General features: G+C 68.4%; 26 protein-coding genes, 1 pseudogene and 1 riboswitch. Of the genes and pseudogenes, 15 read left to right on the top strand and 12 right to left on the bottom strand.

Features of this window, described 5'->3' with window-relative positions; all coding sequences use genetic code 11:
• The first annotated feature begins 20 nt into the window (after window positions 1–20).
• On the top strand, window positions 21–782 hold the full coding sequence (locus tag AU072_RS05345) for a hypothetical protein (RefSeq protein WP_064412812.1): 762 nt from the start codon (window positions 21–23) through the stop codon (window positions 780–782).
• 14 nt (window positions 783–796) lie between these two features.
• Here AU072_RS05345 and disA read toward each other — a convergent pair whose 3' ends face one another.
• The 3 genes from disA to AU072_RS05330 form a co-directional block, all read right to left on the bottom strand.
• On the bottom strand, window positions 797–1,915 hold the full coding sequence (gene disA / locus AU072_RS05340) for a DNA integrity scanning diadenylate cyclase DisA (protein WP_064412811.1): 1,119 nt from the start codon (window positions 1,913–1,915) through the stop codon (window positions 797–799).
• Between the two features lie 30 nt (window positions 1,916–1,945).
• Entirely contained in the window at window positions 1,946–3,346 is a 1,401-nt protein-coding gene (gene radA / locus AU072_RS05335) for a DNA repair protein RadA (protein WP_064412810.1), read from the bottom strand.
• Between the two features lie 75 nt (window positions 3,347–3,421).
• Window positions 3,422–3,988 carry a copper chaperone PCu(A)C domain-containing protein gene (locus AU072_RS05330; protein WP_064412809.1) on the bottom strand — a complete coding sequence of 189 codons (567 nt, stop codon included), beginning with the start codon at window positions 3,986–3,988 and terminating at the stop codon, window positions 3,422–3,424.
• 341 nt (window positions 3,989–4,329) lie between these two features.
• Here AU072_RS05330 and carD point away from each other — a divergent pair, with 341 nt between their 5' ends.
• The 4 genes from carD to rlmB all read left to right on the top strand — a co-directional run bounded on the left by carD (window position 4,330) and on the right by rlmB (window position 7,752).
• A complete protein-coding gene (gene carD, locus AU072_RS05325) occupies window positions 4,330–4,818 on the top strand; it encodes an RNA polymerase-binding transcription factor CarD (RefSeq protein ID WP_003888533.1) in 489 nt (162 codons plus the stop codon).
• Window positions 4,819–4,823: 5 nt separating this feature from the next.
• Window positions 4,824–5,303, top strand: a complete 480-nt coding sequence (gene ispF / locus AU072_RS05320) for a 2-C-methyl-D-erythritol 2,4-cyclodiphosphate synthase (protein WP_064412808.1) — start codon at window positions 4,824–4,826, stop codon at window positions 5,301–5,303.
• A 103-nt stretch (window positions 5,304–5,406) separates the two neighbouring features.
• The gene (gene cysS, locus AU072_RS05315) at window positions 5,407–6,807 is read left to right on the top strand and encodes a cysteine--tRNA ligase (RefSeq protein ID WP_064412843.1); all 1,401 of its coding nucleotides are present in this window, start codon (window positions 5,407–5,409) and stop codon (window positions 6,805–6,807) included.
• Window positions 6,808–7,752, top strand: coding sequence for a 23S rRNA (guanosine(2251)-2'-O)-methyltransferase RlmB (gene rlmB, locus AU072_RS05310; protein ID WP_064412807.1), 945 nt, complete (start codon window positions 6,808–6,810; stop codon window positions 7,750–7,752).
• Here rlmB and AU072_RS05305 read toward each other — a convergent pair.
• Window positions 7,749–8,987 (bottom strand): SLC13 family permease, encoded by a 1,239-nt coding sequence (locus AU072_RS05305; protein WP_064412806.1) that lies wholly within the window; start codon window positions 8,985–8,987, stop codon window positions 7,749–7,751. The two genes, rlmB and AU072_RS05305, sit on opposite strands and share 4 nt — an antisense overlap.
• Window positions 8,978–9,898 (bottom strand): MBL fold metallo-hydrolase, encoded by a 921-nt coding sequence (locus tag AU072_RS05300; RefSeq protein ID WP_064412805.1) that lies wholly within the window; start codon window positions 9,896–9,898, stop codon window positions 8,978–8,980. The genes AU072_RS05305 and AU072_RS05300 overlap by 10 nt, the downstream gene beginning before the upstream one ends.
• Before the next feature lie 187 nt (window positions 9,899–10,085).
• Here AU072_RS05300 and AU072_RS27490 point away from each other — a divergent pair.
• From AU072_RS27490 to AU072_RS05280, 5 genes and pseudogenes are all read left to right on the top strand, one after another.
• A pseudogene (locus AU072_RS27490) lies at window positions 10,086–10,307 on the top strand (WhiB family transcriptional regulator); the annotation flags it as partial.
• 51 nt (window positions 10,308–10,358) lie between these two features.
• Window positions 10,359–10,518, top strand: a riboswitch (cobalamin riboswitch).
• 85 nt (window positions 10,519–10,603) lie between these two features.
• Window positions 10,604–11,584 (top strand): ABC transporter substrate-binding protein, encoded by a 981-nt coding sequence (locus tag AU072_RS05295; protein WP_064412804.1) that lies wholly within the window; start codon window positions 10,604–10,606, stop codon window positions 11,582–11,584.
• Complete coding sequence (locus tag AU072_RS05290; RefSeq protein ID WP_064412803.1) at window positions 11,581–12,651, top strand: FecCD family ABC transporter permease; 1,071 nt, start codon at window positions 11,581–11,583, stop codon at window positions 12,649–12,651. The genes AU072_RS05295 and AU072_RS05290 overlap by 4 nt, the downstream gene beginning before the upstream one ends.
• Window positions 12,648–13,430 (top strand): ABC transporter ATP-binding protein, encoded by a 783-nt coding sequence (locus AU072_RS05285; protein ID WP_064412802.1) that lies wholly within the window; start codon window positions 12,648–12,650, stop codon window positions 13,428–13,430. The genes AU072_RS05290 and AU072_RS05285 overlap by 4 nt, the downstream gene beginning before the upstream one ends.
• Window positions 13,427–14,077, top strand: coding sequence for a (2Fe-2S)-binding protein (locus AU072_RS05280; RefSeq protein ID WP_064412842.1), 651 nt, complete (start codon window positions 13,427–13,429; stop codon window positions 14,075–14,077). Before AU072_RS05285 ends, AU072_RS05280 begins: the two co-directional genes overlap by 4 nt.
• A gap of 1 nt (window position 14,078) precedes the next feature.
• On the opposite strand, the gene AU072_RS05275 is transcribed toward AU072_RS05280, so the two are convergent.
• Window positions 14,079–14,837, bottom strand: coding sequence for a LamB/YcsF family protein (locus AU072_RS05275; RefSeq protein WP_064412801.1), 759 nt, complete (start codon window positions 14,835–14,837; stop codon window positions 14,079–14,081).
• Window positions 14,834–15,505: a 5,6-dimethylbenzimidazole synthase gene (gene bluB / locus AU072_RS05270; protein ID WP_064412800.1), complete on the bottom strand. Its 672-nt coding sequence runs from the start codon at window positions 15,503–15,505 to the stop codon at window positions 14,834–14,836. The genes AU072_RS05275 and bluB overlap by 4 nt, the downstream gene beginning before the upstream one ends.
• A gap of 66 nt (window positions 15,506–15,571) precedes the next feature.
• Between bluB and AU072_RS05265 the strand changes: the two genes are divergently transcribed.
• The 4 genes from AU072_RS05265 to AU072_RS05250 are packed head-to-tail and all read left to right on the top strand — an operon-like array spanning window position 15,572 to window position 19,323.
• Window positions 15,572–16,534: a metal ABC transporter solute-binding protein, Zn/Mn family gene (locus tag AU072_RS05265; protein ID WP_064412841.1), complete on the top strand. Its 963-nt coding sequence runs from the start codon at window positions 15,572–15,574 to the stop codon at window positions 16,532–16,534.
• Window positions 16,521–17,324, top strand: a complete 804-nt coding sequence (locus AU072_RS05260) for a metal ABC transporter ATP-binding protein (protein WP_064412799.1) — start codon at window positions 16,521–16,523, stop codon at window positions 17,322–17,324. Before AU072_RS05265 ends, AU072_RS05260 begins: the two co-directional genes overlap by 14 nt.
• Entirely contained in the window at window positions 17,324–18,190 is an 867-nt protein-coding gene (locus AU072_RS05255; protein ID WP_064412798.1) for a metal ABC transporter permease, read from the top strand. The genes AU072_RS05260 and AU072_RS05255 overlap by 1 nt, the downstream gene beginning before the upstream one ends.
• Before the next feature lie 32 nt (window positions 18,191–18,222).
• On the top strand, window positions 18,223–19,323 hold the full coding sequence (locus tag AU072_RS05250; protein WP_064412797.1) for an Rv3575c family transcriptional regulator: 1,101 nt from the start codon (window positions 18,223–18,225) through the stop codon (window positions 19,321–19,323).
• Here the strand turns inward: AU072_RS05250 and AU072_RS05245 are convergent.
• Genes AU072_RS05245 through kstR form a run of 3 tightly spaced genes read right to left on the bottom strand, consistent with a single transcriptional unit; the run spans window position 19,320 to window position 21,696 of the window.
• Window positions 19,320–20,264, bottom strand: coding sequence for a phosphotransferase (locus tag AU072_RS05245; protein ID WP_064412796.1), 945 nt, complete (start codon window positions 20,262–20,264; stop codon window positions 19,320–19,322). The genes AU072_RS05250 and AU072_RS05245 overlap by 4 nt on opposite strands.
• Entirely contained in the window at window positions 20,261–21,013 is a 753-nt protein-coding gene (gene otsB, locus AU072_RS05240; protein ID WP_064412795.1) for a trehalose-phosphatase, read from the bottom strand. The genes AU072_RS05245 and otsB overlap by 4 nt, the downstream gene beginning before the upstream one ends.
• 2 nt (window positions 21,014–21,015) lie before the next feature.
• Entirely contained in the window at window positions 21,016–21,696 is a 681-nt protein-coding gene (gene kstR, locus AU072_RS05235) for a cholesterol catabolism transcriptional regulator KstR (RefSeq protein WP_064412794.1), read from the bottom strand.
• A 221-nt stretch (window positions 21,697–21,917) separates the two neighbouring features.
• On the opposite strand from kstR, the gene AU072_RS05230 reads away from it, so the two are divergent.
• Entirely contained in the window at window positions 21,918–24,056 is a 2,139-nt protein-coding gene (locus tag AU072_RS05230) for an acyl-CoA dehydrogenase family protein (protein WP_064412793.1), read from the top strand.
• 84 nt (window positions 24,057–24,140) lie between these two features.
• Here the strand turns inward: AU072_RS05230 and AU072_RS05225 are convergent, their stop codons facing one another.
• Together AU072_RS05225 and AU072_RS05220 are read right to left on the bottom strand one after the other, a co-directional pair.
• Entirely contained in the window at window positions 24,141–24,689 is a 549-nt protein-coding gene (locus AU072_RS05225) for a hypothetical protein (protein ID WP_174523718.1), read from the bottom strand.
• A 40-nt stretch (window positions 24,690–24,729) separates the two neighbouring features.
• Complete coding sequence (locus AU072_RS05220; RefSeq protein WP_064412840.1) at window positions 24,730–25,788, bottom strand: ferredoxin--NADP reductase; 1,059 nt, start codon at window positions 25,786–25,788, stop codon at window positions 24,730–24,732.
• Between the last annotated feature and the right edge of the window lie 13 nt (window positions 25,789–25,801).

Raw genomic sequence — 25,801 nt, 5'->3', positions numbered from 1 at the left:
CCTGGCCTTACCGTGGGGTTGTGCTGGATCTGGAACCGCATGGCCCGCTACCGACGCAGATTTACTGGCGTCGCAGGGCATTGGCGTTGGGCATAGCGGTCCTCGTGATCGGCGTGATCGCGGCCATCGTGATCGTTGTCGTGAAGAACACCGGGGGCTCCGACGCGGAGGGCGCCGAGGCGTCCACCCCCGCCGCGGCAGGCGAGCCGACGCCGCTGCCGGGGGAGAACCCCGAGGTCAAAACCCCGGTGATGCCGCCGGCGCAGGACGCGCCGCCGCCCACCCCGACACCCACCGCGGCCGTCACGCCACCGCCGGTGCTCAACGAGGGCGACGACTGCCCCGACTCGACGCTGGCGGTCAAGGGCATCACCAACCAACCGCAGTACGTCGTCGGTGAGCAGCCGAAGTTCACGATGGTCGTGACCAACATCGGGCTCGTCGGCTGCAAGCGCGACGTCGGCGCCGCGGTGCTGGCCGCCTACGTCTACTCGCTGGACAACGCGCGGCTCTGGTCCAACCTCGACTGTGCACCGTCGAACGAGACCCTGGTCAAGGCGTTCCAGCCCGGCGAGCAGGTGACCACCGAGGTCACCTGGACGGGTATGGGATCGGCTCCCGGTTGCCCGCTGCCGCGTCAACCCATCGGGCCCGGCACCTACAACCTCGTCGTCCAGCTGGGCAATCTGCGCTCGGCCACGGTGCCGTTCATCCTCGCCGCGCCGCAGTCGCCGGAGCACGGTCAGGGCGCCGCCCCGCCACCGGGACCCGTCCCGAACTGAGGTCCGGCGCGGACTCAGGCCAGCTGGTCGGCGATCGTCGACTCGGCCAACTGCGAGAGACCCTCCCGGATGTGGCGCGCCCACATCGAGCCGATTCCCTCGACCGACTGGAGATCGCCGGCGCTGGCCGCCAGCAGGCCCTGTAGCGAGCCGAACGAACGCACCAGCAGGTCGACATGTGCGAACTGCAGACGCGGGATACCGGCCATCGCGCGGTAGCCCCGCGAGCTCATCGCCGAATCCTGCGCCTCGATCGTCGACGGGTAACCAAAGACCCGTGCCAGCGTCGTGAAGTCCAGGAGCTCACTGTCGGAGAGCCCGTCGAGCTCCTCGAGCGTGGCGCTCACCTGCGCCGCCGACGGAGGGTCCGGGTTGGCGTGATAATCGCGCACGAGGAGCTCGCGGGCGGTGTCGTTGTCGCCGACAAGCTCGTCGAGCTGGAGTTTGAGCTGACGGCCGTCGGTGCCGAGTTCGACGACGTACGAATCGATTTCGAGGCTGATCCGGCGGACCATCTCGAGCCGCTGCACCACGGTCATCACGTCGCGCAACGTGACGAAGTCCTCGATCTCGGCCGTCGACAGCTGCCTGCTGACCTCGTCGAGGCGCGTCTTGTAACGCTCGAGGGTGTCGATCGTCTGGTTCGCGCGCGACAGGATGGTCGCCGAGTCGGGGATCACGTGCCGTTCACCGGCCACATACACGGTCACGATGCTCATCGAGTGGCTCACCGAGATCACGGGATAGCCGGTCTGGATCGCGGTGCGCTCGGCGGAGCGGTGACGGGTTCCCGACTCCTCGGTCGGGATCGAGGGGTCGGGTACCAGTTGCACGTTGGCCCGCAGGATGTGCGCGCCGTCGCTGGACAGCACCACCGCGCCGTCCATCTTCGAAAGCTCCCGCAGGCGTGTCGGCGCATAGCGGACGTCGAGGGAGAAGCCGCCGTCGCAGATGGCCTCGACGCTCTCGTCGTAGCCGATCACGATCAGTGCGCCTGTGCGGCCCCGCAGGATGCGCTCGAGGCCGTCGCGCAGCGCCGTTCCCGGGGCCAAGCGAGCGATGGTCTCGCGCATGGTGGGCCGCGCCAATGGCACGACCGTACGTCCCGACCTGCCACCCGACTTCACGGCCATCGCCCCTCCCTAGGATCGGCCGCCACTGCTCTATCTTTGCTGATCTTTGCCGACTTTGCTGATATCGCGCAAAACCCGCAACGCCGAACCGATGTCGTGGGCGGTGACCGCCCGCAAACCGGCGGGTACCGATGTCACGCCGGGTGGTACGACCGCCGAGGTGAAGCCGAGCCGCGCCGCTTCGGCCAGGCGGCGGTCCATTCCGGTGACCCGGCGCAGGTCGCCCGCCAGCCCGACCTCCCCGATGGCCACGGCGGCGGCCGGCACGGGGAGGTTCATCTTCGAGGACGCGATGGCCACCGCGATCGCCAGGTCCGCCGACGGATCGGTCAGGCGCATGCCGCCCACCGTCGACAGGTAGATGTCGTGTGCCCCCACCGACAGGCCCGCGTGCTTGTCCAGAACCGCGGTGATCATCGCCGCGCGCGACGAGTCGATTCCGCTGACGGCGCGGCGGGCCGTTCCGTTCGCCGGTGCCCCGATCAGCGCCTGCACCTCCCCGATCAACGGGCGCTTACCGTCGAGGGTGACCGTGATCGCGGTTCCTGCAACGGGTTCGGGCCGTTGGTCGCGAAACAGTCCGGATGGGTCGGCGACGCCTTCGATCCCGTTGTCGTGCAACAGGAAACAGCCGACTTCATCCGCGGCGCCGAAGCGGTTCTTGATGCCGCGGACCATTCGCAGCGATGATGCGCGGTCGCCCTCGAAGTGCAGAACGACGTCGACAAGGTGCTCGAGCGATCGTGGGCCCGCGATGGCACCGTCCTTGGTCACGTGGCCGACGAGGATCAGCGCGACGCCAGATGTCTTGGCCGCCATCGTCAAAGCGGTGGTCACCGCGCGCACCTGGGTGACGCCGCCGGTGACACCGTCGGCCTCGGTGGTGGACATGGTTTGCACGGAGTCGACCACCACCAGGCTGGGCTGTACCTCGTCGATGTGTGCGAGCGCCGTGGACAGATCCGACTCTGCGGCCAGGTACACCTCGTCGTGGGTGCAGCCTGTGCGTTCCGCGCGCATCCGGATCTGGCCGGCCGACTCCTCACCCGAGAGGTACAGCGCGCGCTTGCCTGCCGTCGCCCAGCGGTGCGCGACCTCCAACAACAGCGTCGACTTGCCGACGCCGGGGTCGCCGGCGAGCAGCGTCACCGATCCGGGGACCAGGCCGCCGCCGAGGACCCGGTCCAGCTCGGCGACACCGGTGTGGCAGTGGCGGGTGCGCCCGGGATCGATCGAGCTGATCGGCACGGCCGACGAGGACGGGGCGACCGAACGTCGCGCTCCGGCTCCTGCCACCGCCGAGAGCACGGCCACCTCGTCGACCGTGCCCCAGGTGCCGCACTCGGGGCAGCGGCCGACCCATTTGAGGGTGACGTGGTGGCACTCCGAGCAGCGGTACTGCGAGCGCGTTTTGACGCCACCTTTGGCCACGTAGTGACGGTAGCCGTCGCCTAAGACAGATCCCGCCAGGAACTCAGTGCCAGGCGGTCGTGTCGCGGACTTCGCTCAGTGTCCGCCGCCGTGCCCGCCGGCTTCGGTGGCTTCGCCGCGCCGCGGCGCCTCACCGGCGGAGATCGGCACCCGCACGGTGGCCTCGCCCGCCTTCTCGAACTTGAACGTGAAGTCGTAGAGCAGGCCATTGGTGATCGGCTTGCTCAAGGTGACCTTCGCTTCGGCGGCTTCGGCGGCCTCGACGCTCTCCAACGGGGTGATCTGCCCGTCCGGAGCGCCGACCGTGAGCATGCCGCTGGCGGGAACGGTGGTGTCACCGGTCAGGGCCACCTCGCCGACCTCGGAGGTGATCGACTCCAGCTTGTCGGCTTGTTCGGCCGAAGTGTTGGCCGCCACGAAGATCAGCTCGACCTCTTTGCCCGGCCGGACGAAGTCGGTGACTTGTTGGGCCCGCAGGTGCACGTTGCGCAGCGCGATCTCGCCGAGGTTGGCGCTGGTGCCGTTGACGGCCGGCTCCTGCGTGGTCATCTGCGAGACCTGTCCCGAACTGCAGCCGACGAGCGCCCCGCCCATGACAAAGGCAGCGGCCAGCCCGCAGGCGGCCAGTTTGAAGCGGTCCACTCTTGCCTCCTGCTCGGGCCGTCGATGCGACCGATCCGATCGGTCGCGGGATTCGACTATGCAGAGTAGTAGGTGCGTGCGGGCGGCGGTAGCTGAGGTCCGGCACGCCGCCGGGAACCCGCGGGCAGCTACGGCGGAAGTCTCACCGGAAGTGCCACTGCCCCATGATCGATGCCCTACCTCAGCTACCTCATGGACCTCTCGAAGACGCCGCGGCCATGCACGGATTGGTCGGCGTGTCAACCCCTAACGTTCACCCGAGGTGCCCCTGACCTGCACCGTTGATCCACCCCCGTCTGGGCACCGTGCTAGCATTGAGGCGTGAAAGGGGCTCGAAACTGATGATTTTCAAGGTCGGAGACACCGTTGTTTATCCCCACCACGGTGCTGCGTTAATCGAGGCGATCGAAACCCGGACCATCAAAGGCGAACAGAAGGAATACCTCGTCTTGAAGGTCGCCCAGGGTGACCTCACGGTTCGAGTGCCAGCCGAAAACGCAGAGTATGTCGGGGTGCGCGACGTCGTCGGACAGGAGGGCCTGGACAAGGTTTTCCAGGTGCTCCGTGCCCCCCATACCGAGGAACCGACCAACTGGTCGCGGCGGTACAAGGCCAATCTCGAGAAGCTGGCCTCGGGCGATGTGAACAAGGTCGCCGAAGTGGTGCGCGACCTGTGGCGGCGCGATCAGGAGCGTGGCCTGTCGGCTGGTGAGAAGCGGATGCTGGCCAAGGCGCGGCAGATCCTGGTGGGCGAGCTTGCTCTCGCCGAGAACACCGATGACGAGAAGGCCGCGACCATCCTCGACGAGGCACTCGCCGCCGCTTCCTGAAGCCGATGACGAGCCTGCCAAGGGTCGGGCTCGGCACCGACGTACATCCCATCCAGGCGGGGCGGCCGTGTTGGCTGTTGTGCCTGCTGTTTGACGGGGCAGACGGCTGCGCAGGCCACTCCGATGGTGATGTTGCGGCGCACGCGCTGTGCGACGCGCTGCTTTCCGCGGCCGGGCTCGGCGATCTCGGCGAGGTCTTCGGCACCGGTCGCGACGAGTGGCGCGACGCCGGCGGCGCCGACATGCTCCGGCATGTCCGCGAGCTCGTCTCGACGCAAGGCTTCCGAATCGTCAACGCGGCAGTCCAGGTGATCGGCAACCGGCCGAAGGTCGGTCCACGCCGCGGCGAGGCGCAGAAACTCCTGTCAGAATTGCTCGACGCCCCCGTATCCGTCAGTGCGACCACGACCGACGGCCTGGGTCTGACCGGACGTGGGGAAGGCCTGGCGGCCATCGCGACCGCTCTGGTGGTTGACGGCGATTAGGCCTGTAAGCTGGCCCGTCGTGAGCTGGGCGAACACTCGGCTGTCGTGATTGGGACGAACGATTGGGTGGCGTGAATCAGACGAACGGTTGGGCGGTCAGGGCGTGACCGACCTGCGGCTGTACGACACCATGAGCGGTGCCGTACGCGACTTCGTTCCCGTGCGCCCCGGGCACGCCTCGGTCTACCTCTGCGGTGCCACGGTCCAGGGTCTGCCTCACATCGGGCACGTGCGCAGCGGAGTGGCGTTCGACGTCCTTCGGCGTTGGCTGATGGCCAAGGGCTACGACGTCGCGTTCATCCGCAACGTCACCGACATCGACGACAAGATCCTCAACAAGGCCGCCGACGCCGGAAGACCGTGGTGGGAGTGGGCCGCCACCTATGAACGCGCGTTCTCGGCCGCCTACGACGCGCTCGGGGTGTTGCCACCGTCGGCCGAACCCCGCGCCACCGGCCACATCACCCAGATGATCGAACTGATCGAGCGGCTGATCGAGCGGGACCACGCCTATGTCGGCAACGGTGACGTCTACTTCGACGTCCTGAGCCTCCCGGGTTACGGCAAGTTGTCCGGCCACAAGATCGACGACGTACACCAGGGCGAGGGCGCTGCGACCGGTAAACGTGACGAACGCGATTTCACCTTGTGGAAGGGCGCCAAACCCGGTGAACCGTCCTGGCCGACGCCATGGGGGCGCGGGCGGCCGGGCTGGCACACCGAATGCGTCGCGATGTGCCAGGCGTATCTGGGCGCGGAGTTCGACATCCACGCGGGCGGCATGGATCTGGTGTTCCCGCACCACGAGAACGAGATCGCGCAGGCCGAGGCGGCCGGCGACCCGTTCGCCCGGTACTGGCTGCACAACGGCTGGGTGACCATGGGTGGCGAGAAGATGAGCAAGTCGCTGGGCAATGTGCTCGCGATTCCGGCTGTGCTGCAGCGCGTTCGGGCAGCAGAGTTGCGGTATTACCTGGGCAGCGCGCACTACCGGTCGATGCTGGAGTTCTCCGAGACGGCGCTGCAGGACGCGGCGAAGGCCTACACCGGTATCGAAGACTTCCTGCACCGCGTCCGTAACCGAGTGGGTGCCGTCGTCCCGGGTGAGTGGACGTCGAAGTTCGCCGCGGCGCTCGATGATGACCTCTCCGTTCCGATCGCGCTGGCCGAGGTGCACGCGGCCCGTGCCGAGGGCAATCGCGCGCTGGACGCCGGTGACCACGAGACGGCCCTGACGCAGGCGATGTCGATCCGCGCGATGATGGGCATCCTCGGCGCGGACCCGCTCGACGAACGCTGGGAGTCCAAGGACGAGACGTCGGCCGCGCTGGCCGCGGTCGATGTGTTGGTGCGCGCCGAAGTCGAGCGGCGCGAGGATGCGCGGGCTCGGCGGGACTGGGCCGAGGCCGACGCGATCCGGGATCGCCTCAAGGAAGCCGGCATCGAGGTCACCGACACCGCCGATGGTCCGCAGTGGACGCTGCTCGACGGGCACACGAAGTAGATGGCCGGAAACTCGAGGCGCAGAGGCGCGGTCCGCAAGCCTGGAACGAAGAAGGGGCCGACGGTCGGGTCGGGCGGCGTGCGGCGACGGGGCCTTGAGGGCCGCGGCGCTACTCCGCCCGCGCACATGCGTCCCAACCACCCCGCGGCGAAACGTGCTGCCAAGGCGGCGAAATCCCAGCCGCGTCGACAAGGGAAGAAGACCGACGACACAGAGGTGGTGCTCGGACGCAATCCCGTCCTGGAGTGCCTACGCGCCGGGGTACCGGCGACCGCGCTGTACGTCGCGCTCGGCGCGGACGCCGACGAGCGGTTGACCGAATCCGTGCAGATCGCCGCCGATGCGGGCATCTCGATCCTCGAAGTGCCGCGCCACGACCTTGACCGCATTGCCGTCAACGGTCTGCATCAGGGTGTGGCACTTCAGGTTCCGCCGTACTCGTACGCTCATCCCGACGATCTGCTCGCAGCGGTCACAGCTGACGGCGCCCCGGCGCTGCTGGTCGCGTTGGACAACATCTCCGACCCCCGCAACCTCGGCGCGATCGTGCGGTCTGTCGCCGCGTTCGGCGGCCATGGCGTCCTGATCCCGCAGCGCCGCTCGGCCTCGGTGACCGCAGTCGCGTGGCGCACCAGTGCGGGTGCCGCCGCCCGGGTTCCGGTTGCACGGGCCACGAATCTCACCCGCACACTGAAGAACTGGGCCGACGCGGGCCTGCAGATCGTCGGCTTGGACGCCGACGGAGACACCACGGTTGACGAACTGGACGGCTCAGGACCGATCGTCGTGGTGGTCGGCTCCGAAGGCAAGGGGCTCTCGCGCCTGGTGCGGGAGACCTGTGACGCGGTGGTGTCGATTCCGATGGCCGGTCCGACCGAATCTTTGAACGCCTCCGTGGCCGCAGGCGTCGTGCTCGCCGAGATCGCGCGTCAGCGCCGAAGTTAGAGGCCGAACAGCCGCAGCCCCACCCACAACCCGGCGACTGCGGCCACCAGTGTGACGGGCACCGTGCACAGACCGATGCGGCTGAACTCGCCTGCAGAGGTCGTGATTTCGCGTCGTACCACGCTGCGCCACAGCAAGTTGGCCAGCGAGCCGACGTAGGTCAGGTTCGGTCCGATGTTCACTCCGATCAACACCGCTAGCACGGGGCCCGGCCCGGATGTAGACACCAGCGGCAGCAGCACCAGCACCGCGGGCAGGTTGTTGACCACGTTCGACAGCAGCGCCGCGACGGCGGCGATCCCGAGCAAAGCGAGCAGGCCGTGACCGCCGGGCAGTAGGCCCCGCATCGCGTTGTCGAGACCGTTGACCATCACGGCGTCGACCACGATGCCGAGGCACAGCACGAACAGCAGAAACGGCACATCGGCTGCGGCTGCCATCCGGGCCACGGTCGTGTGGCGGTGCGCCAGGCTCCGGCCGCCGAGCACGACGACTCCGCCGAGTGCCGCCCAGGCCGGTGAGACCCCGAGTGCCGAGGTGATGATGAATCCGGCCAGCGTCAAACCCAATACGACAAGGGGTAACACGGGGACATGCACCGTCTCACCGGAGACGGGATGGGGCGGGACCGCGAGCTGTCGCCTGAAAACCCAACGCAGCACGACGAATTCGACGAGGATGGCCACCAGCCACGGCAGGGTCATGAGCGCGGCGAAGTGCAGGAAGGTGATGCCGGCCGCGGTGAACGCCAGCAGGTTTGTCAGGTTCGACACCGGCAGCAGCAGCGACGCGCTGTTGGCCAGGTGCGCGGTCGCGTAGGCATGCGGCGTGGGTGGCACCGACAGCATGCGGGTAGTCGCAAGCACGACGGGCGTCAGCAACAGCACCGTGGCGTCCAGGCTCAGGATCGCCGTCGTTGCCGCGGCGATCGCGAAAACGCCTGCGAGCAACCGGTTCTGGCTTCCGTCGGCGGCACGCGCCATCGCCGCCCCCGCGGCGCGAAACACCCCTTCGTCGGCGCACAACCGCGCCAACACCAGAACGACGGCCAAGAAGCCGACCACCGGCAACAGGCGGCCGATTTCCGCCGCGGCTTCGGGCAGCGAGATGACGTCGGCGCCGATGAGCAGCGCGGCCGCGGGAACAGCCACAACGGCTTCCGGCCATTTGTGCGGGCGGGCCACCGCGAAGGCCAGCACGACCGCCAGGGCGGCCACGGCCAGGATCAGATCCACGGATCGGCAGGCTGCCACAGCGTGGACAGGTGCAGAGCGACGCCGTCGTCGTGGGCCAGTCGCGACAACATCCGCATCGAGACATCGAGGTCGTCGGCGACATAGGGGAGCGCGCGCAGTGGTTGGTGCAGGGAACGGAAGAAGTCGTCCCAGTGGATGAGCACGACGCGGCGCGCGCCCACGGTCCGCACGGTCTCGTGCCAGTACTCATGCAGGTAGTGCTCTGGTTGCAGCCCGAGCTGACCGACCCCGAGGTACACGACGTCGGCGCGCTGTCCGGTCAGCGCGCCCGGAACGTATCCCGCGCTGCCGACGATCAGAAGGCGACGGCCCGACGGGCGGTGGTGAACGATCGTGGACCACGCCTCACCGCACCGGTACGCAGACACCCTGACCGGCGGAACGACCGGCCGCGTGATGACACCCGGAAAGCGGTCGGGCGGACAGTGATTCCCCTCGACGAGGGTGACCTCGTAGGCGCCCAGCGCGACAGGGTCGCCGGGGCTGACGACCTCGATGCGGTCCTCCGGTAAACCGTGGCCGCGGGCAACCTGAGCGGCGGACCGGCCGCCGACGAGACGGGCGCCGGTACGCTCGGCGACCACCGCGCTGTCCATCGCGTGGTCGTAGTGAGTGTGCACGGGAAGCACGGCTTCCAGCCGGTCGATCCGCAGGCGGGCCAGGCAGCCTTCGATACGCGGTTCCGACGGCGACAGTCGTCGCAGCCCGACTTCGCGCAGGCTCGGCCGGGAGAAGAAGCCGTCGGTCAGCAGCGCCGATTCGCCGTCGTCGATGAGCAGCGTCGTGACGCCCGCCCAGGTGGCCGTCAATGGGGTAGACGCCGTCGCCCGCGGGGTGTCGAAATAGCGCTCGTAGTCCGCCAGGTTCGGCCTGCCGAGCTTGAGACGCATGGCGTCAACTCTAGGTGGGCCGCTTGACGATGCGCTTGACCCGCGAGCAGCACCCCTTCCTGGTATTGAAAACGATTTTCATTACCGTTAGTGTACCGAGCCGAGGAGGAACATGTCCGCGCACTGTCAGGTCACCGGCCGAGCACCAGCCTTCGGTAACCCCGTATCGCACTCACATCGGCGCCCAACTGCGCAGGATCTCGACTGGCAGTTGCACGCCAGATGCCGAGGGCTGCCGACGGAGATGTTCTTCCCTTCTGATGGCGAGCGCGGCCAACTCAGAGCGGCGCGCGAGGAACGCGCGAAGAAGGTGTGTCGATCGTGCCCGGTCAAGCGCGAATGTCTCAGGTACGCCCTGAGCTCCGTGGAGGCCTGGGGGGTATGGGGCGCAACGACGCCCCGAGAACGGCAACTGATCGACCAGGGCCTGTTGACGACAAGGCCCACCGGCTCGGCCGACAAGGCGCCGCCAGATCGAGGTGTGGCAGGATCACTTGCCATAGGCGATCGCGACCAGAGGAAGCCGGTGTGAATCCGGCGCGGTCCCGCCACTGTGAGCGGCGAGGTCTTTTTCGAGACCGAGCCGGGAGCCAGATACTCACCGCGGTCGCCTCCTCATAAGGCTGGGGCGGACTTCCCCGGTGAGGCTGATCTCGGCGTACCGAGAGCGCTTCCCGTGGTGTCCGCACGACGGAAGGCACGTGGATGGCGGTGCGTCGACACCTTGCGGCGGCGGTGATCTCGGCTCTGCTGTGCACTTCGTGCGGCACGGCGACACCGCCGACCGACACCACCTCTGACGACGGGCTGGCTGGCTTCCCGGTGACCGTCACCAACTGCGGCATCACCACGACTTACGACCGTCCACCGCGCCGGGCCGTGGCCCTCAATCAGCATTCGGTCGAGACGATGCTGGCACTGGGACTGGAGAAGTCCATGGTCGGCACCGCATTCCTCGACGATCGGGTGCTGCCCGAATACCGGGACGCCTACGAGGCCATACCGGTGATCGCCGAGGAGTACCCGTCATACGAGACGCTGCTCGCCGCCGAACCCGACTTCGTCTACGGCGGTTGGGCAAGCGCATTCGACGAGAAGGAGGGGCGCGGGAGGGAACGGTTGAAACAGGTCGGCATCGACACGCACCTCAACCCGGAGAACTGCTCTGCTGAACCGATGACGCTGTCTGCGGTGGACGACGAAATTCGCACCATCGCACGGATATTCGGCGTCGGTGACCGAGCCGACCGGGAGGTCGAACGCCAGCGGCGGACCCTGCGGGAAACCCGTCACCACGTGCGTGGCGTGGTACCGGTCGACGTCGCCGTCTACGACAGCGGTGAGGCGACCGTGTTCACCTCCGGCGGCCAGGGCACCGGCAATCAGATCATCGAATCCGCGGGCGGGCGCAACCTGTTCGCCGACGTTCCAAAGGTGTGGGCCGACGTCTCGTTCGAACAGTTCGCCGAGCGCGCCCCCGAAGCCATCCTGATCTACGACTACGGTGAGCAATCGGTCGAGCAGAAGAAACGGTTCCTGTTGGGCAATCCGGTGCTGCAACGAGTTCCCGCCATTCGCGATCAACGCTTCGCGGTTTTGCCGCTATCGGAGATCACCGCCGGCGTCCGCGTCGGGCGCGCGGTGAAATCCCTTGCCGAGCAGCTATATCCGGAGCTGACCGGATGACGGCCGTCACCCTTGACAAGCCGGCGCGGCCCGCGCCCCCGCGTGATCATCGCGTTCGGTACGGCCTGGTACTGGCGGCGCTCGTGGCGTTGCTTCTGGTGTGCGTGACCGCAGGGGTCACCATCGGATCGGTGGCCCTTCCACCCGGTCAGGTGTGGCAGATCCTGCTGCATCGACTCAACCCGATGTTGGTCGATCCGACATGGCCGCCGGTGCGCGCCTCGATCGTCCTCGACGCACGACTCCCCCGAGTGGTGCTGGCGGCGGTCATCGGGGCCGGCCTGGCAGGCTGCGGGATGGTGTTGCAGGCTGTCGTGCGCAACCCCCTGGCCGATCCGATGCTTCTGGGTGTGTCGTCGGGTGCGTCCGTGGGTGCCGTCGCGGTGTTGGTGGCCGGCGCCGGCCTCGGCTTGTTCATGCTGCCGGCGGCGGCGTTTCTCGGGGCGTTGGTCGCGCTGGTGGCCGTCTACTTTCTGGCCCGTACGGGGGGCCGGATGACGACACTACGACTGATACTCGCCGGCGTCGCGGTCGCGGAGGTGCTCTCGGCCGTCGCCAGCCTGTTGATCGTCACCTCCGACGACCCGCACAAAGCCCAGTCCGCGGTGCGCTGGATGCTGGGCGGGCTCGGTGGGGCAACCTGGTCGACGGTGTGGATCCCGGCCATCGCTTTGGCCGTCGGTATCGCGGTGCTGCTCGCCGTCACCCGGCCGCTCAATCTGCTGTACAGCGGTGAAGAAGCCGCTGCTGCACTGGGTTTGGACGTGCACCGCTTCCGCGCCGCCATGTTCGTCGTGGTCGCGCTGATGGTGGGCGCCATGGTTGCGGTCAGCGGTGCGATCGGCTTCGTGGGCCTGATCATGCCCCACATCGTCCGGATGCTCGTCGGCGCCGATCACCGTCGCGCCCTGCCGGCGGCCGCGCTGCTGGGAGCCTCGTTCCTCATCGCGTGCGACATCGCCGCACGCACCGTCGCCGCACCGGAGGAACTGCCGGTCGGCGTCCTCACCGCCCTCGTCGGCGGGCCGTACTTCCTGTGGCTCATGCGGCGCAAGGTATCGGCATGACCGGCGGCATCCACATCGACGACGTGACGGTGTCGAAGGGGCGAAAGACATTGATCCGCAACGTCTCCATGCAGGTGCAGCGCGGTGAGATGGTGGCCGTCGTCGGGCCCAACGGTGCCGGCAAGACGACGCTGCTGCGCACTCTCTACCGTGCTCAGCGGCCGACGTCGGGACGTGTGCTGGTCGACGGCGAGGACGTCTGGCAGATGCCGGCCAAGCGCGCGGCGCGCCGGATCGCAGCCGTGTTGCAGGACGCGCCGGGCGATTTCGCGCTGACGGTGTTCGACGTGGTCGCGATGGGCCGAACCCCGTACAAGCGCGCGTTCGATGGCGACAACGCCGACGATCGCCGCATCATCGCCGAGGCACTCGAATCCGTGGCCGTATCCGGCCTGGCCAACGAGCCGTTCGACCGGCTTTCGGGGGGTCAGAAGCAGCGCGTGATGATCGCACGTGCGCTGACTCAGAGGACCGGCACGATCGTGCTGGACGAGCCGACCAACCACCTGGATCTGCGCCACCAGCACGACGCCCTGCACCTGCTGCGGACCTCCGGTGCCACCGTCGTCGCGGCATTGCACGATCTCAATCTCGCTGCGGCGTACTGCGATCGGATCTGCCTCCTCGATTCCGGCGGCGTCGTGTCGATCGGCACTCCCGCGCAGGTGCTGACCGAGGACATGCTCGCCGAGGTCTACGGCGTCGCAGCCAGGGTCGGACTCGATGCGGGCACCCATCGGATACGGGTCGACGTGACACCCAAGGAGTGGACCCGATGAGGATCGACAGTCAACTCACCGAGATCGCTCGCTTCGGCGGGTTCTTCGCCATCGCCCATGGGCCTGCCGAACCGGGTTGGCGGCCGGTGACCGCGTGTTACGCCGACGGATACCAGGACCTGATCGAGGCGACGGCCGCGCGCTACCGCACCGGCGACCTTCGCATCGGCGCTTCGACGGTGCAGTTGAGCCACGCGTCCAGGCTCTGGTCGCCCGTGCTCGCGTGCGCCCTCGAACACGGCGTCGTGCCCGACCTCACGGGTCTGCAGCGAGCGCCGGACAGTGCGGCACTGAGAATCCCTGTCCCCGATGGTGATCTGTTGGACGGGGACCGCGAAGCCACGCTGTACCGCATCGTCGTGGAAGAGCACCTGGAGCGATTGGCTGACGGTCTGCGCGTCAAGGTCGCACCCCGTCTGCTCTACGGCAACATCGCCTCGGCGCTGGTGGCCGCGACCCGGGCGCTGTACTCGGTGCGGCCGCCGCTGCGCGATTCGGCGACCATGCTGGCACGGTCGCTACTGGAGACCGGGAAGCTCGTCGGCACCGGAACGGTCAAGCACAACTTGGCGTTTCGCCGCCGCAGCTGCTGCCTGTACTACCGGGTGAGCGACGGGTCCAAATGCGGGGACTGCGCGCTGCGTTGAGTCAGGTGAAGGGCGCGATCTCGACACCTTCGGCGAGCAGTCGCTCGCGGACGGCCGTGGCAATCTGCACGGCATCCGGCGAATCGCCGTGCACGCAGATCGAATCGACGGTGATCGGGATCGTCGAACCGTCGACCGCGTCCACTCGCCCGGCGGACACCATCGACGCGATCCGGTCGGCGATGACGCCCGTGTCGTGCAGGACGGCGCCGCGCTGGCGACGGTCCACCAGCCGACCGTCGGGGCGATAGGCTCTGTCGGCGAACGCCTCAGGGACGGTGCGCAATCCGAGCTGTTCGGCCTCGCGGAAGAACGCCGAACCGGTGAGCCCGAGCACCGGGAGGGCCGGATCGACGTCGTGTACGGCCTCGGCGATGGCTCGCGCCTGGTCGGTGTTCGTCACGATCGCGAAGTACAGCGCCCCGTGTGGTTTGACGTAGGTGACGGCGGTCCCGGCGGCGCGCGCGATCGCCTGCAGAGCACCGATCTGATAGATCACGTCGGCCCTGAGATCCTCGGGCGTCGCGTCGATGAACCGGCGGCCGAACCCGGCCAGGTCTCGATAGCTCACCTGGGCGCCGACCCGCACGCCGCGCTCGGCCGCCGCCCGGCAGGCCCGCAAAAGCAGTGCGGGGTCACCGGCGTGGAAGCCGCAGGCGACGTTGGCGCTCGTGACGATGTCGAGCATGGCGTCGTCGTCACCGAGCCGCCAGACCCCGAAACCCTCGCCGAGGTCGGCGTTCATGTCGACGGTTCTCATGTCGGTAACCCCGCGGATGTGGATGACGGCCAGCGGTTTTCGGCGACGAACTCGGTCAGGGGCCGTCCGGTCGTCCATTCGTCGATTTCGAGCTGTGGACGGTCGGGGAATTCGGGGACCGGTCCAAGACACAGGATCGCCACGGGCTCAGCGCCATGCGGCATGCCGAGCAGTTCGGCGAGCCTGTCCGGTTCGAAGATCGAGACCCAACCCATGCCGAGCCCCTCTGCGCGCGCAGCCAGCCACAGGTTCTGTATCGCACAGGAGACCGAGGCCAGGTCCATGTGCGGAAGGGTGCGCCGCCCGAACACATGCTCGTGTCTACCGTCGCCCAGCGCGACGACGAGCAACTCGGCGCAGTCCAGAATCCCTTCGACCTTGAGGGCCAGAAACTCCTCGCCGCGTGGCCCCAGCTCCTCGGCGGTCCGCACACGCTCCTCGTCGACGAGGTCGCGGATGGCTCGCCGTAACCGATCATCGGTGATCCGGATGAACCGCCACGGCTGCATCAGGCCGACGCTCGGCGCGGCGTGTGCGGCCTGCAGCAGCCGCACCAGCACGTCCTCGGGTACCGCCGCGCCGGGCAGGAACCGGCGCATATCGCGGCGTTCGGCGATCACGCGGTAAACCGCGCGGCGTTCTTCGATGTCGAACGCGTGCTGGTTCACGCGGTCAGCTTAGGCGTCCGGGAGCCCGCCGTGACGTCGGCCGCGCGGTGCAAGAGGCGCTCGCTATTGGAAACGGTTATCGTTATCGGTGTGTTGACTGCCCGGGTTGCCCGCACGATCCTCGCCAGCGCGGTGCTGGCCGCTCCGTTCGAGGTGGCGTGCGCCGGCGGTGACGAGCGAGCCCAGGAGACGAGTACCGCTCCGTGTCCGGTCCGGCCGGTCGACGTGGTCGTCAGCGTCGACCAGTGGGCCGACATCGTCTCCCAGCTGGGCGGCGGCTGCGCGCAGGTCGCCACGGTGCTGGCCGGCTCGGCGGCCGACCCCCACGACTTCGAGCCCGCGCCGTCCGATGCGGCGAAGTTCGAAGGCGCTCAGCTCGTGGTTCTCAACGGTGGCCACTACGACGAATGGGCGGTAAAGCTCGCCGCGAGCACGGCGCCCGACGCGCCGGTCGTGGAGGCAGTGGTGGCCGCCGGTCACCAGGACCACCAAGGCGAGACCAACCCCCACGCCTGGTACGACCCCGCCGCGGTGACGGCCCTCGCCGACGCGGTTACCGCCCGACTGCGTCAACTCGCGCCGGAGGCGGCGGGGTACTTCGACGAACGTCGCGTCGCGTTTGCGGAGGATCTCAAGCCGTACCATGAGCTCATCGATTCCCTGAAGGCCAAAGCGTCCGGCAAGAGCTACGCCGCGACCGAGACGTCATTCGATGACATGGGTGCGGCGCTCGGCCTGACCAACCGCACGCCTCGCGGCTATCAGGTCGCGTCGTCCAACGACTCCGAACCGTCCCCGGCCGACCTCGATGCCTTCCTGCAGCTGCTGTCCGACCGCGGCGTTGACGTCCTGATCTACAACGTGCAGACGGAAGGTTCTGTCCCGCAACAACTTCGGATGGTGGCCGAACAGTCGGGGGTTCCGGTGGTCGAGATCACCGAGACCTTGCCGCCGGACGCGGACTCGTTTTTAAGCTGGCAGGTCGACCAGCTGATCGCACTCGGCGAGGCGCTCGGTGTCGGAAGCTGATTCGGAACCTGTCGCCCGATCCGACGTCGAGCAGCCGGCGCTGACCTTCGAGGACGTCAGCGCGGCGCGCGGCGGGCGGCTGATCTGGTCGGAGGCGACGTTCGAGGTCCCCGCAGGCGGCATCGTGGCCGTCATCGGGTCGAACGGGGCCGGAAAGACGACGCTGCTGCAGATCGTGCTCGGCCTGGTACCCCCGGCATCCGGACACGTTCGCGTCTTCGGTCAACCGGCCGGTGCGCTAAACAGGTCGATCGGCTACGTCCCGCAGAACTACGCGTCGGGCTCCGGCGAGGCGATCCGTGCGCGCGACGCCGTGATGCTCGGCCTCGTCGGACACCGGTGGGGCTTCGGGTGGCCGAGCCGCGAGGACAACCGTCGCGTGGACGAGGTGCTGGCCGCCGTCGACGCGACCGCGGTGGCACACAAACGGCTGTCGCAACTGTCCGGCGGCCAACGCCAGCGGGTCGCGCTGGCCGAGGCGCTGGTCTCCAAACCCCGCATGTTGATCCTCGACGAGCCGTTGGCCGCGCTCGATCTGCGCAGCCAGCGCGAGATCGTCGCCGTGCTCGACCAGATCAGCAAGGAGTTCGGCGTGACGATCCTGGTCGTCGCGCACGACCTGAACCCATTGCTGGGCGTATTGACCAGCGCCATCTATCTGCTCGACGGGCATGCGCACTTCGACACCTTCGACGGCGTGGTCGACGAGACGCTGCTGAGCCACCTCTACGGCACCCGAGTCGAGGTCGTGCACACGCCGCAGGGTGATCTGTACATGCGGAGGCCGTGATGAACACGACCATCGTCGCGCTTGGCTACCAAGACAATTGGTGGCAGATCCTCACGTCGGCCTTCATGCGCAACGCCTTGATCGGCGGCACGATCGTCGCCCTGGCCGCCGGCCTGATCGGCTACTTCGTCGTCGTGCGCAACACGGCCTTCGCCGCCCACGCCCTCGCTCACATCGGGCTGCCGGGCGCCACAGGGGCGGTGCTCATCGGCGTCCCGGTCGGGGTGGGGCTCGGGGTGTTCTGCATCGGCGGCGCCCTGGTGATCGGGGCGCTGGGCCGCCGCGCGGCCGACCGCGAGGTGGCCACCGGAACCGTGCTGGCCATGGCAACCGGTCTCGGGTTGTTCTTCAACTCGCTGGCCACCAAGAGTTCGAGCACGCTGACCAACGTCCTGTTCGGCAACCTGCTGGCGATCTCCCGGCAGCAGATCACGACGTTCGCGGTGCTGGTCGCGGTGCTGGCCGTCTGCATCGCGATGATCTACCGGCCGCTGCTGTTCACCTCCGTCAACGCCCAGGTGGCCGACGCCAAGGGGGTGCCCGTGCGCGCCCTTTCGGTGGCGTTCATGGCGCTGCTCGGGCTGGCGGTGACGATGGCGGTGCAGGCGGTCGGCACACTGTTGCTGTTCGCGCTCGTGGTGAGCCCCGCCGCGGCGGCGATCATGCTGACACCGCGACCGGGCAAAGCGATCGCCTTGTCCACGGGCTTCAGCCTCGCTGCGGTATGGGCGGGTCTGGGGCTGTCGGCGATGTTCAACGCGCCGCCCAGCTTCGTGATCGTGACGGTCGCGTGCAGCGTCTGGGCCGTGGTGTGGGCCGGGCAGCGCGGGCTGCGACGAACCGCCGATCGGGTGCTGGTCACCTGAGCCCGAGGCGTGGTCGGCTACCCTCACGGAGCATGCCGAGGAGTCCCTCGCCGCGACGGCGTGCCACGCTGGCTTCTCTGGCGGCCGAACTCAAGGTCTCGCGCACCACGATCTCCAACGCCTACAACCGGCCGGACCAGTTGTCGGCCGAACTGCGCGAGCAGGTGCTGGCCACCGCGAAGCGGCTGGGATACCCGGGCCCCGACCCGGTGGCGCGCTCGCTGCGCACCCGCAAGGCCGGTGCGGTGGGCCTGATGATCACCGAACCGCTCAACTACTCGTTCAGCGATCCGGCCGCCCTCGACTTCGTGGCCGGCCTGGCCGAATCGTGTGAGGAGGCCGGGCAAGGACTGCTGCTCGTGGCGATCGGGCCCAATCGCAGCGTCAGCGACGGTACGGCGGCGATCCTCGCTGCCGGCGTGGACGGTTTCGCGGTGTATTCGGCCTCCGACGACGACCCGTATCTCGCGACCGTCCAGCAGCGGCACCTGCCGATGGTGGTGATCGATCAGCCCAAGGACGTACCTGGTGCCTCGCATGTGTGCATCGACGACCGCGGTGCGATGCGCCGACTCGCCGAACACGTTGTGCAGCTGGGTCATCGGGAGATCGGCCTGTTGACCATGCGGCTGGGCCGCGATCGGCCGCAGGGCGGGGCCGGACCCACCGTGGCCGATCCACGACGGCTGCAGACGCCGCACTTTCACGTGCAGCGCGAGCGCATCGCGGGCGTTCGTGATGCGATGAGCGCGGCGGGACTCGACCCGGAATCGCTGACCGTGGTGGAGAGCTACGAGCACCTGCCGACGTCGGGCGGCGCGGCCGCGGAGGTCGCGCTGGCCGCCAATCCCCGGCTGACCGCGTTGATGTGCACCGCCGACGTACTGGCCCTGTCGGCGATGGATTACCTACGCGCGCGGGGTATTTACGTTCCCGGCCAGATGACGGTCACCGGATTCGACGGGGTTCCGGAAGCGCTGCGGCGCGGCCTGGCCACCGTCGCGCAGCCCAGCATCGAGAAGGGCCGCCGGGCGGGGCGGCTGCTGCACCACCCGCCACGGTCGGGGCTGCCCGTCGTGGAGGTGCTCGACACCGAGGTGGTACGGGGCCGCACGGCGGGCCCGCCCGCTTAAATCTGGGTGAGCGGTGGGCACGCCCGCCACTGCTCCACCATCGGTGCGACGCTGTCGGCGAGCAGCGGCAGCTCAGGAGCCATCGCCAGCGCCGCGATCATCGCGAGCCGGCCGGCGGCCTCGGTGATCCGTAGGACACGTTCGTCGGTCGGCCGCAGCCTCATGTCCACGGCGGCCGCGTCGTAGGCGGCCAGCGCGTCGTCGCCCACCATCGCCAGGTCGGATTCGACCGCACCCACCGTCACGAGCTCGAAGTCCGACCACAGCTCGCCGTCCGGTGTGGTGATCATGTTGTGGTACGGCGCATCACCGTGGATGGGCTGCACGTCGACGCCGGGGAACGCGGACTCGAATGCCGTGCGCGACGTCAGAACCGGGGCGATGACATCCCATTCACGTTGTGCCCGTGCAAGATCCGGTGCCGAAATCAGTTCGGGCAGGTTCCGTAACGCCGCCAGTCCCTCCGGTATGGAGGTGCCGAACGGCGCCCAGAAATCGAGATCTCCGTCGTAGTCGCGCAGTGCGGCGTGTAGCTGCGCGGTCTGCTCCATGCGCTGCGCCAGGTCCGGGTTCGCATCGGGGATCTGTTCGACGAATTGCCAGAACGTCATCGAGAACCCGTCGCGGCGAACAGGTTCGGCGGGCACCAGCGGGCTCGGTGGGACCACCGGATGCCCGCGTTCGGCGAGCCATCGGGTGACGGCGAGTTCCGCGCGCTGTTGTCTGGTCTGCACATCCGGGTTGTTGGTGTACGACGGCGGCAGCACGGTGGGCACCCGGACGACGACCGGTTCGGGGTGAAGGTGCACGATCACGGAGAACACGTCGTAGAGGACGCGGGGGTCGTCGCAGCGCAGGCCGAGGTCGGCCCCGGCGGCGCTGGCCGCGGCGACTGCGGAAGCGGTCCGCTCGGCGATCTCGGCGTCGGTCAGCACCGTCATCGCGACCGCGAGCGCCGCGCGTCGAGCAGGTGAATCAACGCCGCGGCAACGTCTTCGGGCGCCTCGACCCGATAGGCCGCCAGTGTCTCGCCCGGTCCGACCTTCACCCCGACATCGTCGCCGCGAAGGCGGCGAAACGCCTTCTCATCGGTGACGTCATCGCCGAAGAACACCACGGCGGTCGCGTTCTCCTGCTCTCGGAGGATGTCGATCGCCTCGCCCTTGTCCGTCTGGATCACCGCGAACTCCAGCACCGCTTTGCCTTCGGTCAGCTGCGCGTCCCAATCCGCCGCCGCCTCGCGGGCCGCGGAGAGGGCGGCCGCGCCATCGCTCGCCGAGGCGTTGCGCACGTGCAGGGCGACACTGGCAGGTTTGGTCTCGACGGTGACACCCGGCTTGCCGGAGGCGATCTCGCGCAGTGCCGACGTGATGCGTTGCAGGAGAACGTCGTCGACCTCGTGGGTGAAGCCCGTGTTGAACTCGGCGCCGTGGCTGCCGACGAGATGTACCGCGGCCGGCATCCCCGACAACTCGCGTAACACGTCGAGCGCGCGTCCGGAGATCAGCGCGGAAGCCGTGTCCGGAAGGTCGGCGAGCGCGGCCAGGGCGTCTGCGGCGTCGGCGAGTGGCCGGGCGTCGGCCGGATTACTGACGATCGGCGCGAGCGTGCCGTCGAAGTCGGAGGTGATCAGCAGCCGTGGCGCCGCGGCGGCCGAGGTGAGCGCGCGCTGCAGATCCGCGGGAAGCACGCCTAGATCTTAGGGTGCTCTCCGTCGCCGATCAGCAGCCGCACCGCGAGGTCCAGTCGCTTGCTGACGTCGGTTGCCGAGGCTCGTCTGGTCAGCCAGGCGAGCAGGTTGGACAGCCAGACGTCGGAGATGACGCGCGCGATGTGGTACTGGTCCTCGGTCGGCTCACCGTCGCTCATGGCGCGGGCGAACATCGAGTCCATCAGCTTGCCGACGTGGTCGACTTCACCGGCCGCCGACGCGTCGGCGAACACGAACGCCCGCGTCATCGCCTCGGTCAACAGCGGATTGCGCTGCATCGCGCGGTTGAGCTTGCCCACCATGATGTTCAGCCGCTGATACGGCGTGCCACCGGCCAGCGAGGCGCGGTCGGTCTTGGCGTCGATGCGCTCGAACTCGCGTCCCAGCGCGGAGACCAGCAGGTGCACTTTGGACGGGAAGTACCGGTAGAGGGTGCCGACCGCGACGTCGGCCCGTTCGGCCACAGCTCGCATTTGGACGGCTTCGTAGCCGCCCTTGGAAGCGATGGCCAGTGTGGCGTCCAGGATGCGCTTGCGGCGCTCGCGCTGGGCTTCCGAGCCGAGCTCTGACTCGGACAGGACCGCCACGTTCATCACCTGACGAGGTCGAGAGTCCGACTGCGCGCCCGGGTTGGCGGCTGCTGGCTGAGACGGGCCGGACATGCGGCGGGTTTCTCCTTCGCTATGCGTTCTCGTCAGAAACGATACGCATGCATATGCACTTTTCTCACCCCGATGTCCCCGATGGCACCGACGTGTCCTGCTGTAATGGCGGTCGACTTGACGGTCGGTCGCTGGCACTATTAGAACACGTTCTAGTGAGGAGCACCGTCTTCTCACCCAATAGTCAGGAGTGGACGGTGTCGCTCGCATCCCCGGGGACCATGGCCGACGACCAGGCTGCCGTCAGGGAGCTGGTGCGTGACTGGGCAAGCGCTTCCGGCGTCGTCGCCGCGGCGCGAGACGTCGAGCAGGGGCAGGCGGACGCCTGGCGCCGAGCCTATTCGGGTTTGGCCGAACTCGGGATCTTCGGCGTGGCGCTGCCGGAGGAGCACGGCGGCGCCGACGGCACGGTCGACGACCTGTGCGCGATGGTCGACGAGGCGGCGGCCGCGTTGGTGCCGGGTCCCGTCGCGACGACCGCACTGGCCACGCTCGTGCTCGAGCCGCCAGAAGTGCTGCAGGCGCTGGCTTCGGGCGAGCGGGTCGCCGGGGTGGCGTTGACGGCAGACGTGCGGTTTGCCGACGGCCGGGCCTCGGGCACCGCGGACTACGTGCTCGGGGCCGATCCCACCGGGGTGCTGCTGGTGCCGGCCGGCGACGTCTTCGTCATGGTCGACGCGGGTGCGGACGGCGTGTCCGTCGAGCCCCGCAAGGCCACAGACTTCTCCCGGCCGCTGGCGCGCGTCGTGCTCGAGTCCGCGCCCGCCGAGGCGGTCAGCGCTCCCGCACAGCGAGTGATCGACATCGCCGCCGCCGTCATGGCGGCCGAGGCCGCGGGTCTGGCGCGCTGGGCGTTGCAGACCGCGACCGAGTACGCGAAGGTGCGCGAGCAGTTCGGCAAGCCCATCGGCAGTTTCCAGGCCATCAAGCACATGTGCGCAGAGATGCTGCTGCGGTCCGAGCAGGCCTCGGTGGCCGCCATGGATGCGGCAAGGGCGGTCGCGGAGGGCGTCTTATCCGGTGACGGCGACGACAACCAACTCTCGATCGCCGCGGCGGTGGCCGCCGCCGTCGGGATCGAGGCCGCCAAGGCCAACGCCAAGGACTGCATCCAGGTGTTGGGCGGCATCGGGATCACCTGGGAGCACGACGCGCATCTGTATCTGCGTCGCGCCTACGGCATTTCGCACTTCCTCGGCGGAGCGCCGCGCTGGTTGCGCCGAGTTGCGGCGTTGACGCAACAGGGTGTGCGCCGTGACCTGCGCATCGATCTCGAGTCGGTTGCCGACCTGCGCCCCGAGATCGCCTCTGCCGTCGCGGAAGTCGCAGCGTTGCCCGTCGAGAAACAGCAGGCCGCGCTCGCCGATGCGGGCTTGCAGGCACCGCACTGGCCCAAGCCGTACGGCCGCGGGGCCGGCCCCGCGGAGCAGTTGTTGATCGACCAGGAGCTGGCGGCCGCCGGGGTCACCCGGCCGGACCTGGTGATCGGATGGTGGGCTGCGCCAACGATTCTCGAGCACGGCACCCCCGAACAGATCGAGAAGTTCGTACCCGCGACGCTGCGGGGCGAACTGCAGTGGTGCCAGCTGTTCTCCGAGCCGGGCGCCGGATCGGATCTGGCGGCGCTGCGCACGAAGGCGGTTCGCGTGGACGGCGCGACCGCGAGCGGCGCAGACAAACCGGGCTGGAAGTTGACCGGTCAGAAGGTGTGGACCTCGGCGGCGCACAAGGCCGCGTGGGGTGTCTGCCTTGCCCGCACCGATCCGGACGCGCCGAAGCACAAGGGGATCACGTACTTCCTCGTCGACATGAAATCGCCGGGCATCGACATCCGCCCGCTGCGCGAGATCACCGGGGACAACCTGTTCAACGAGGTGTTCTTCGACGAGGTGTTCGTGCCCGACGAGATGGTGGTCGGCCAGGTCAACGACGGATGGCGGCTGGCGCGCACCACGCTGGCGAACGAGCGGGTCGCGATGGCTCACGGCACCGCGCTGGGCAACCCGATGGAGGAGTTGCTCAAACAGGTCGCCACGCTGGACTTCGACGTGGCCGGCCAGGATCGGTTGGGTTCGTTGATCGTGGCGGCTCAGGTCGGTTCACTGCTGGATCAGAAGATCGCCGAACTCGCTGTCGGAGGCCAGGATCCCGGCCCGCAGGCCAGCGCGCGCAAGCTGATCGGCGTGCGCTACCGGCAGGCGCTCGCCGAACTGCGGATGGAATTGTCCGAGGGCGGGGGCGTGGTCGAAAACTCGACGGTGTTCGACTTCCTCAACACCCGGTGCCTGACCATCGCGGGCGGGACCGAGCAGATCCTGCTCACCCTCGCAGGCGAACGACTGCTGGGGCTGCCCCGTTAGCTGAACGCGGCCTGGTGGCCTAACGGGTTGATCGCACGCAGCTGGTGCTTGTAACCAACCCGTTAAGCGCGCCGGGCTGCCCCGTCAGCTGAACGCGGCCTGCGCGCACGCGTCCGGCGAGGTGATGTTGACCCCGCCGTAGACCACCTGAATGTGCGAGCACACGATCAGTGGAACGTCGGTGCGGGGCGCGCCGGTGCGCTGATCTACCGGCCAGGCGATCCCGTGGAACTGGAACTTCTCGGGCGGTCCGCCCCCGAAGTAGATGGTCGTGAACTCCACGTCGGTCAGCGATTTGAACGACCGGGTGTTGGGCGCATCGAAATTGAAGTTGATGTACACGCTGCGGTCCATGGTGCGCAGCGTCGTGGTCTGGCGGGCCCACAGGTCGCCGGGGAAGCCAAGAACGTCTGGGCCGCGGCGCAGGTTGGCGTTGGCGTCGAACAAGCACTTGGCCTCGGCCGCGATGCAGTTCGCGGTCACGTGCATCTCGAGGTTGGTGCCGGGGTCGACCGGAACCGAGGAGTCCGCGGTGTCGACGGCCGCGGCCGCCGTCGGGGTGGGCGCCATGACCGTCAGCGCCAGCAGGATCACCGAGATCGCCGCAGCGACGCCGGTCAACCGGTTCGTCACGTTGCTCCCCTTCCACGTGCGGCGAATGCTAGCCCGCGCGCTATTCGTCATAGGTGACTTCGACCGATTCCGAGCGGGGCAGGGCTTGGCAGCCCAGGATCAGCCCCTCGTCGAGGTCGGATTGTTCGAGCACGTCGTTGACGTCCATTTCGACGTCGCCGCTCTTCTTCAGCACCGCGCACGCGCCGCAATGGCCCTCGCGGCAGGAGAACGGCGCGTCGAGCCCCTTGTCCAGCAGCACGTCGAGCAGTTTGGCGTTGCGGGGCCACCGCACCTCGTGGGTTTCGCCGTCGAGCGTGACGATCGCGGTGGCCGGACCCTCGTCGCTGTCGTCCTCCTCGATGACCACCGCCGCGAACGGATCGGAGTCCAGCGACTTGAACACCTCGATGTGCACCCGCTCGGCGGGCATGCCCGCACCCTTGACCGCCTCCTCGGCCGCGGCCATGAACGGCCCCGGACCACAGATGTAGGCGTCGTGACTTGTGTAGGGAGCGGTCAGGGCGGCGAGTGCGGCCGCGCTCGGCAGACCCTGCACCGTTTCCAGCCAGTGCACGACGACCAACCGCTCGGGATACTTCTCGCTGAGCTCACGTAGCGCCGAGCCGAAGATGACCGACGTCTCGTCCCGGTTGGCGTAGATCAGCACGACCTTGCCGCTGCCCTCGGCCAGCGCCGACTTGCAGATCGACATCATCGGCGTGATCCCGGAGCCGGCGGCCAGCAGCAGGAAGTCGGTGTCCAGCGTCTTGGGCACGAAGGTGCCCGAAGGTGCGAGGACGTGGATCTTCATGCCGGCGTGCGCGTGATCGCACAGCCAGTTCGAGGCGTACCCGTCGGCGGTGCGCTTGACGGTGACGGTCAGCCGGTCGTCGGTAAAGGGCGAACTGCACAGGGAGTAGCAGCGCGCCACCGAACCCGTCCGGTCGCTGGGCACGCGCAGTGTCAGGAACTGTCCTGGCGCATAGCGCAACCGTTCGGCCGGTATATCGGCGCCGGAGGGCACGCTGAACACCAGCGAGCGCGCGTCGTCGGTCTCGGTGACGACATCGGCAAGTTCCAGCTCGAGCACGTGGCTGCCGAGCGGCTCGTCGGTCACTTTCGCGTCCACC

The sequence above is a fragment of the Mycolicibacterium novocastrense genome, assembly GCF_001499835.1.
In the GTDB taxonomy this organism is placed as follows: Bacteria; Actinomycetota; Actinomycetes; order Mycobacteriales; family Mycobacteriaceae; genus Mycobacterium; species Mycobacterium novocastrense.
This window is presented reverse-complemented; position numbering and strand designations above follow the sequence as displayed.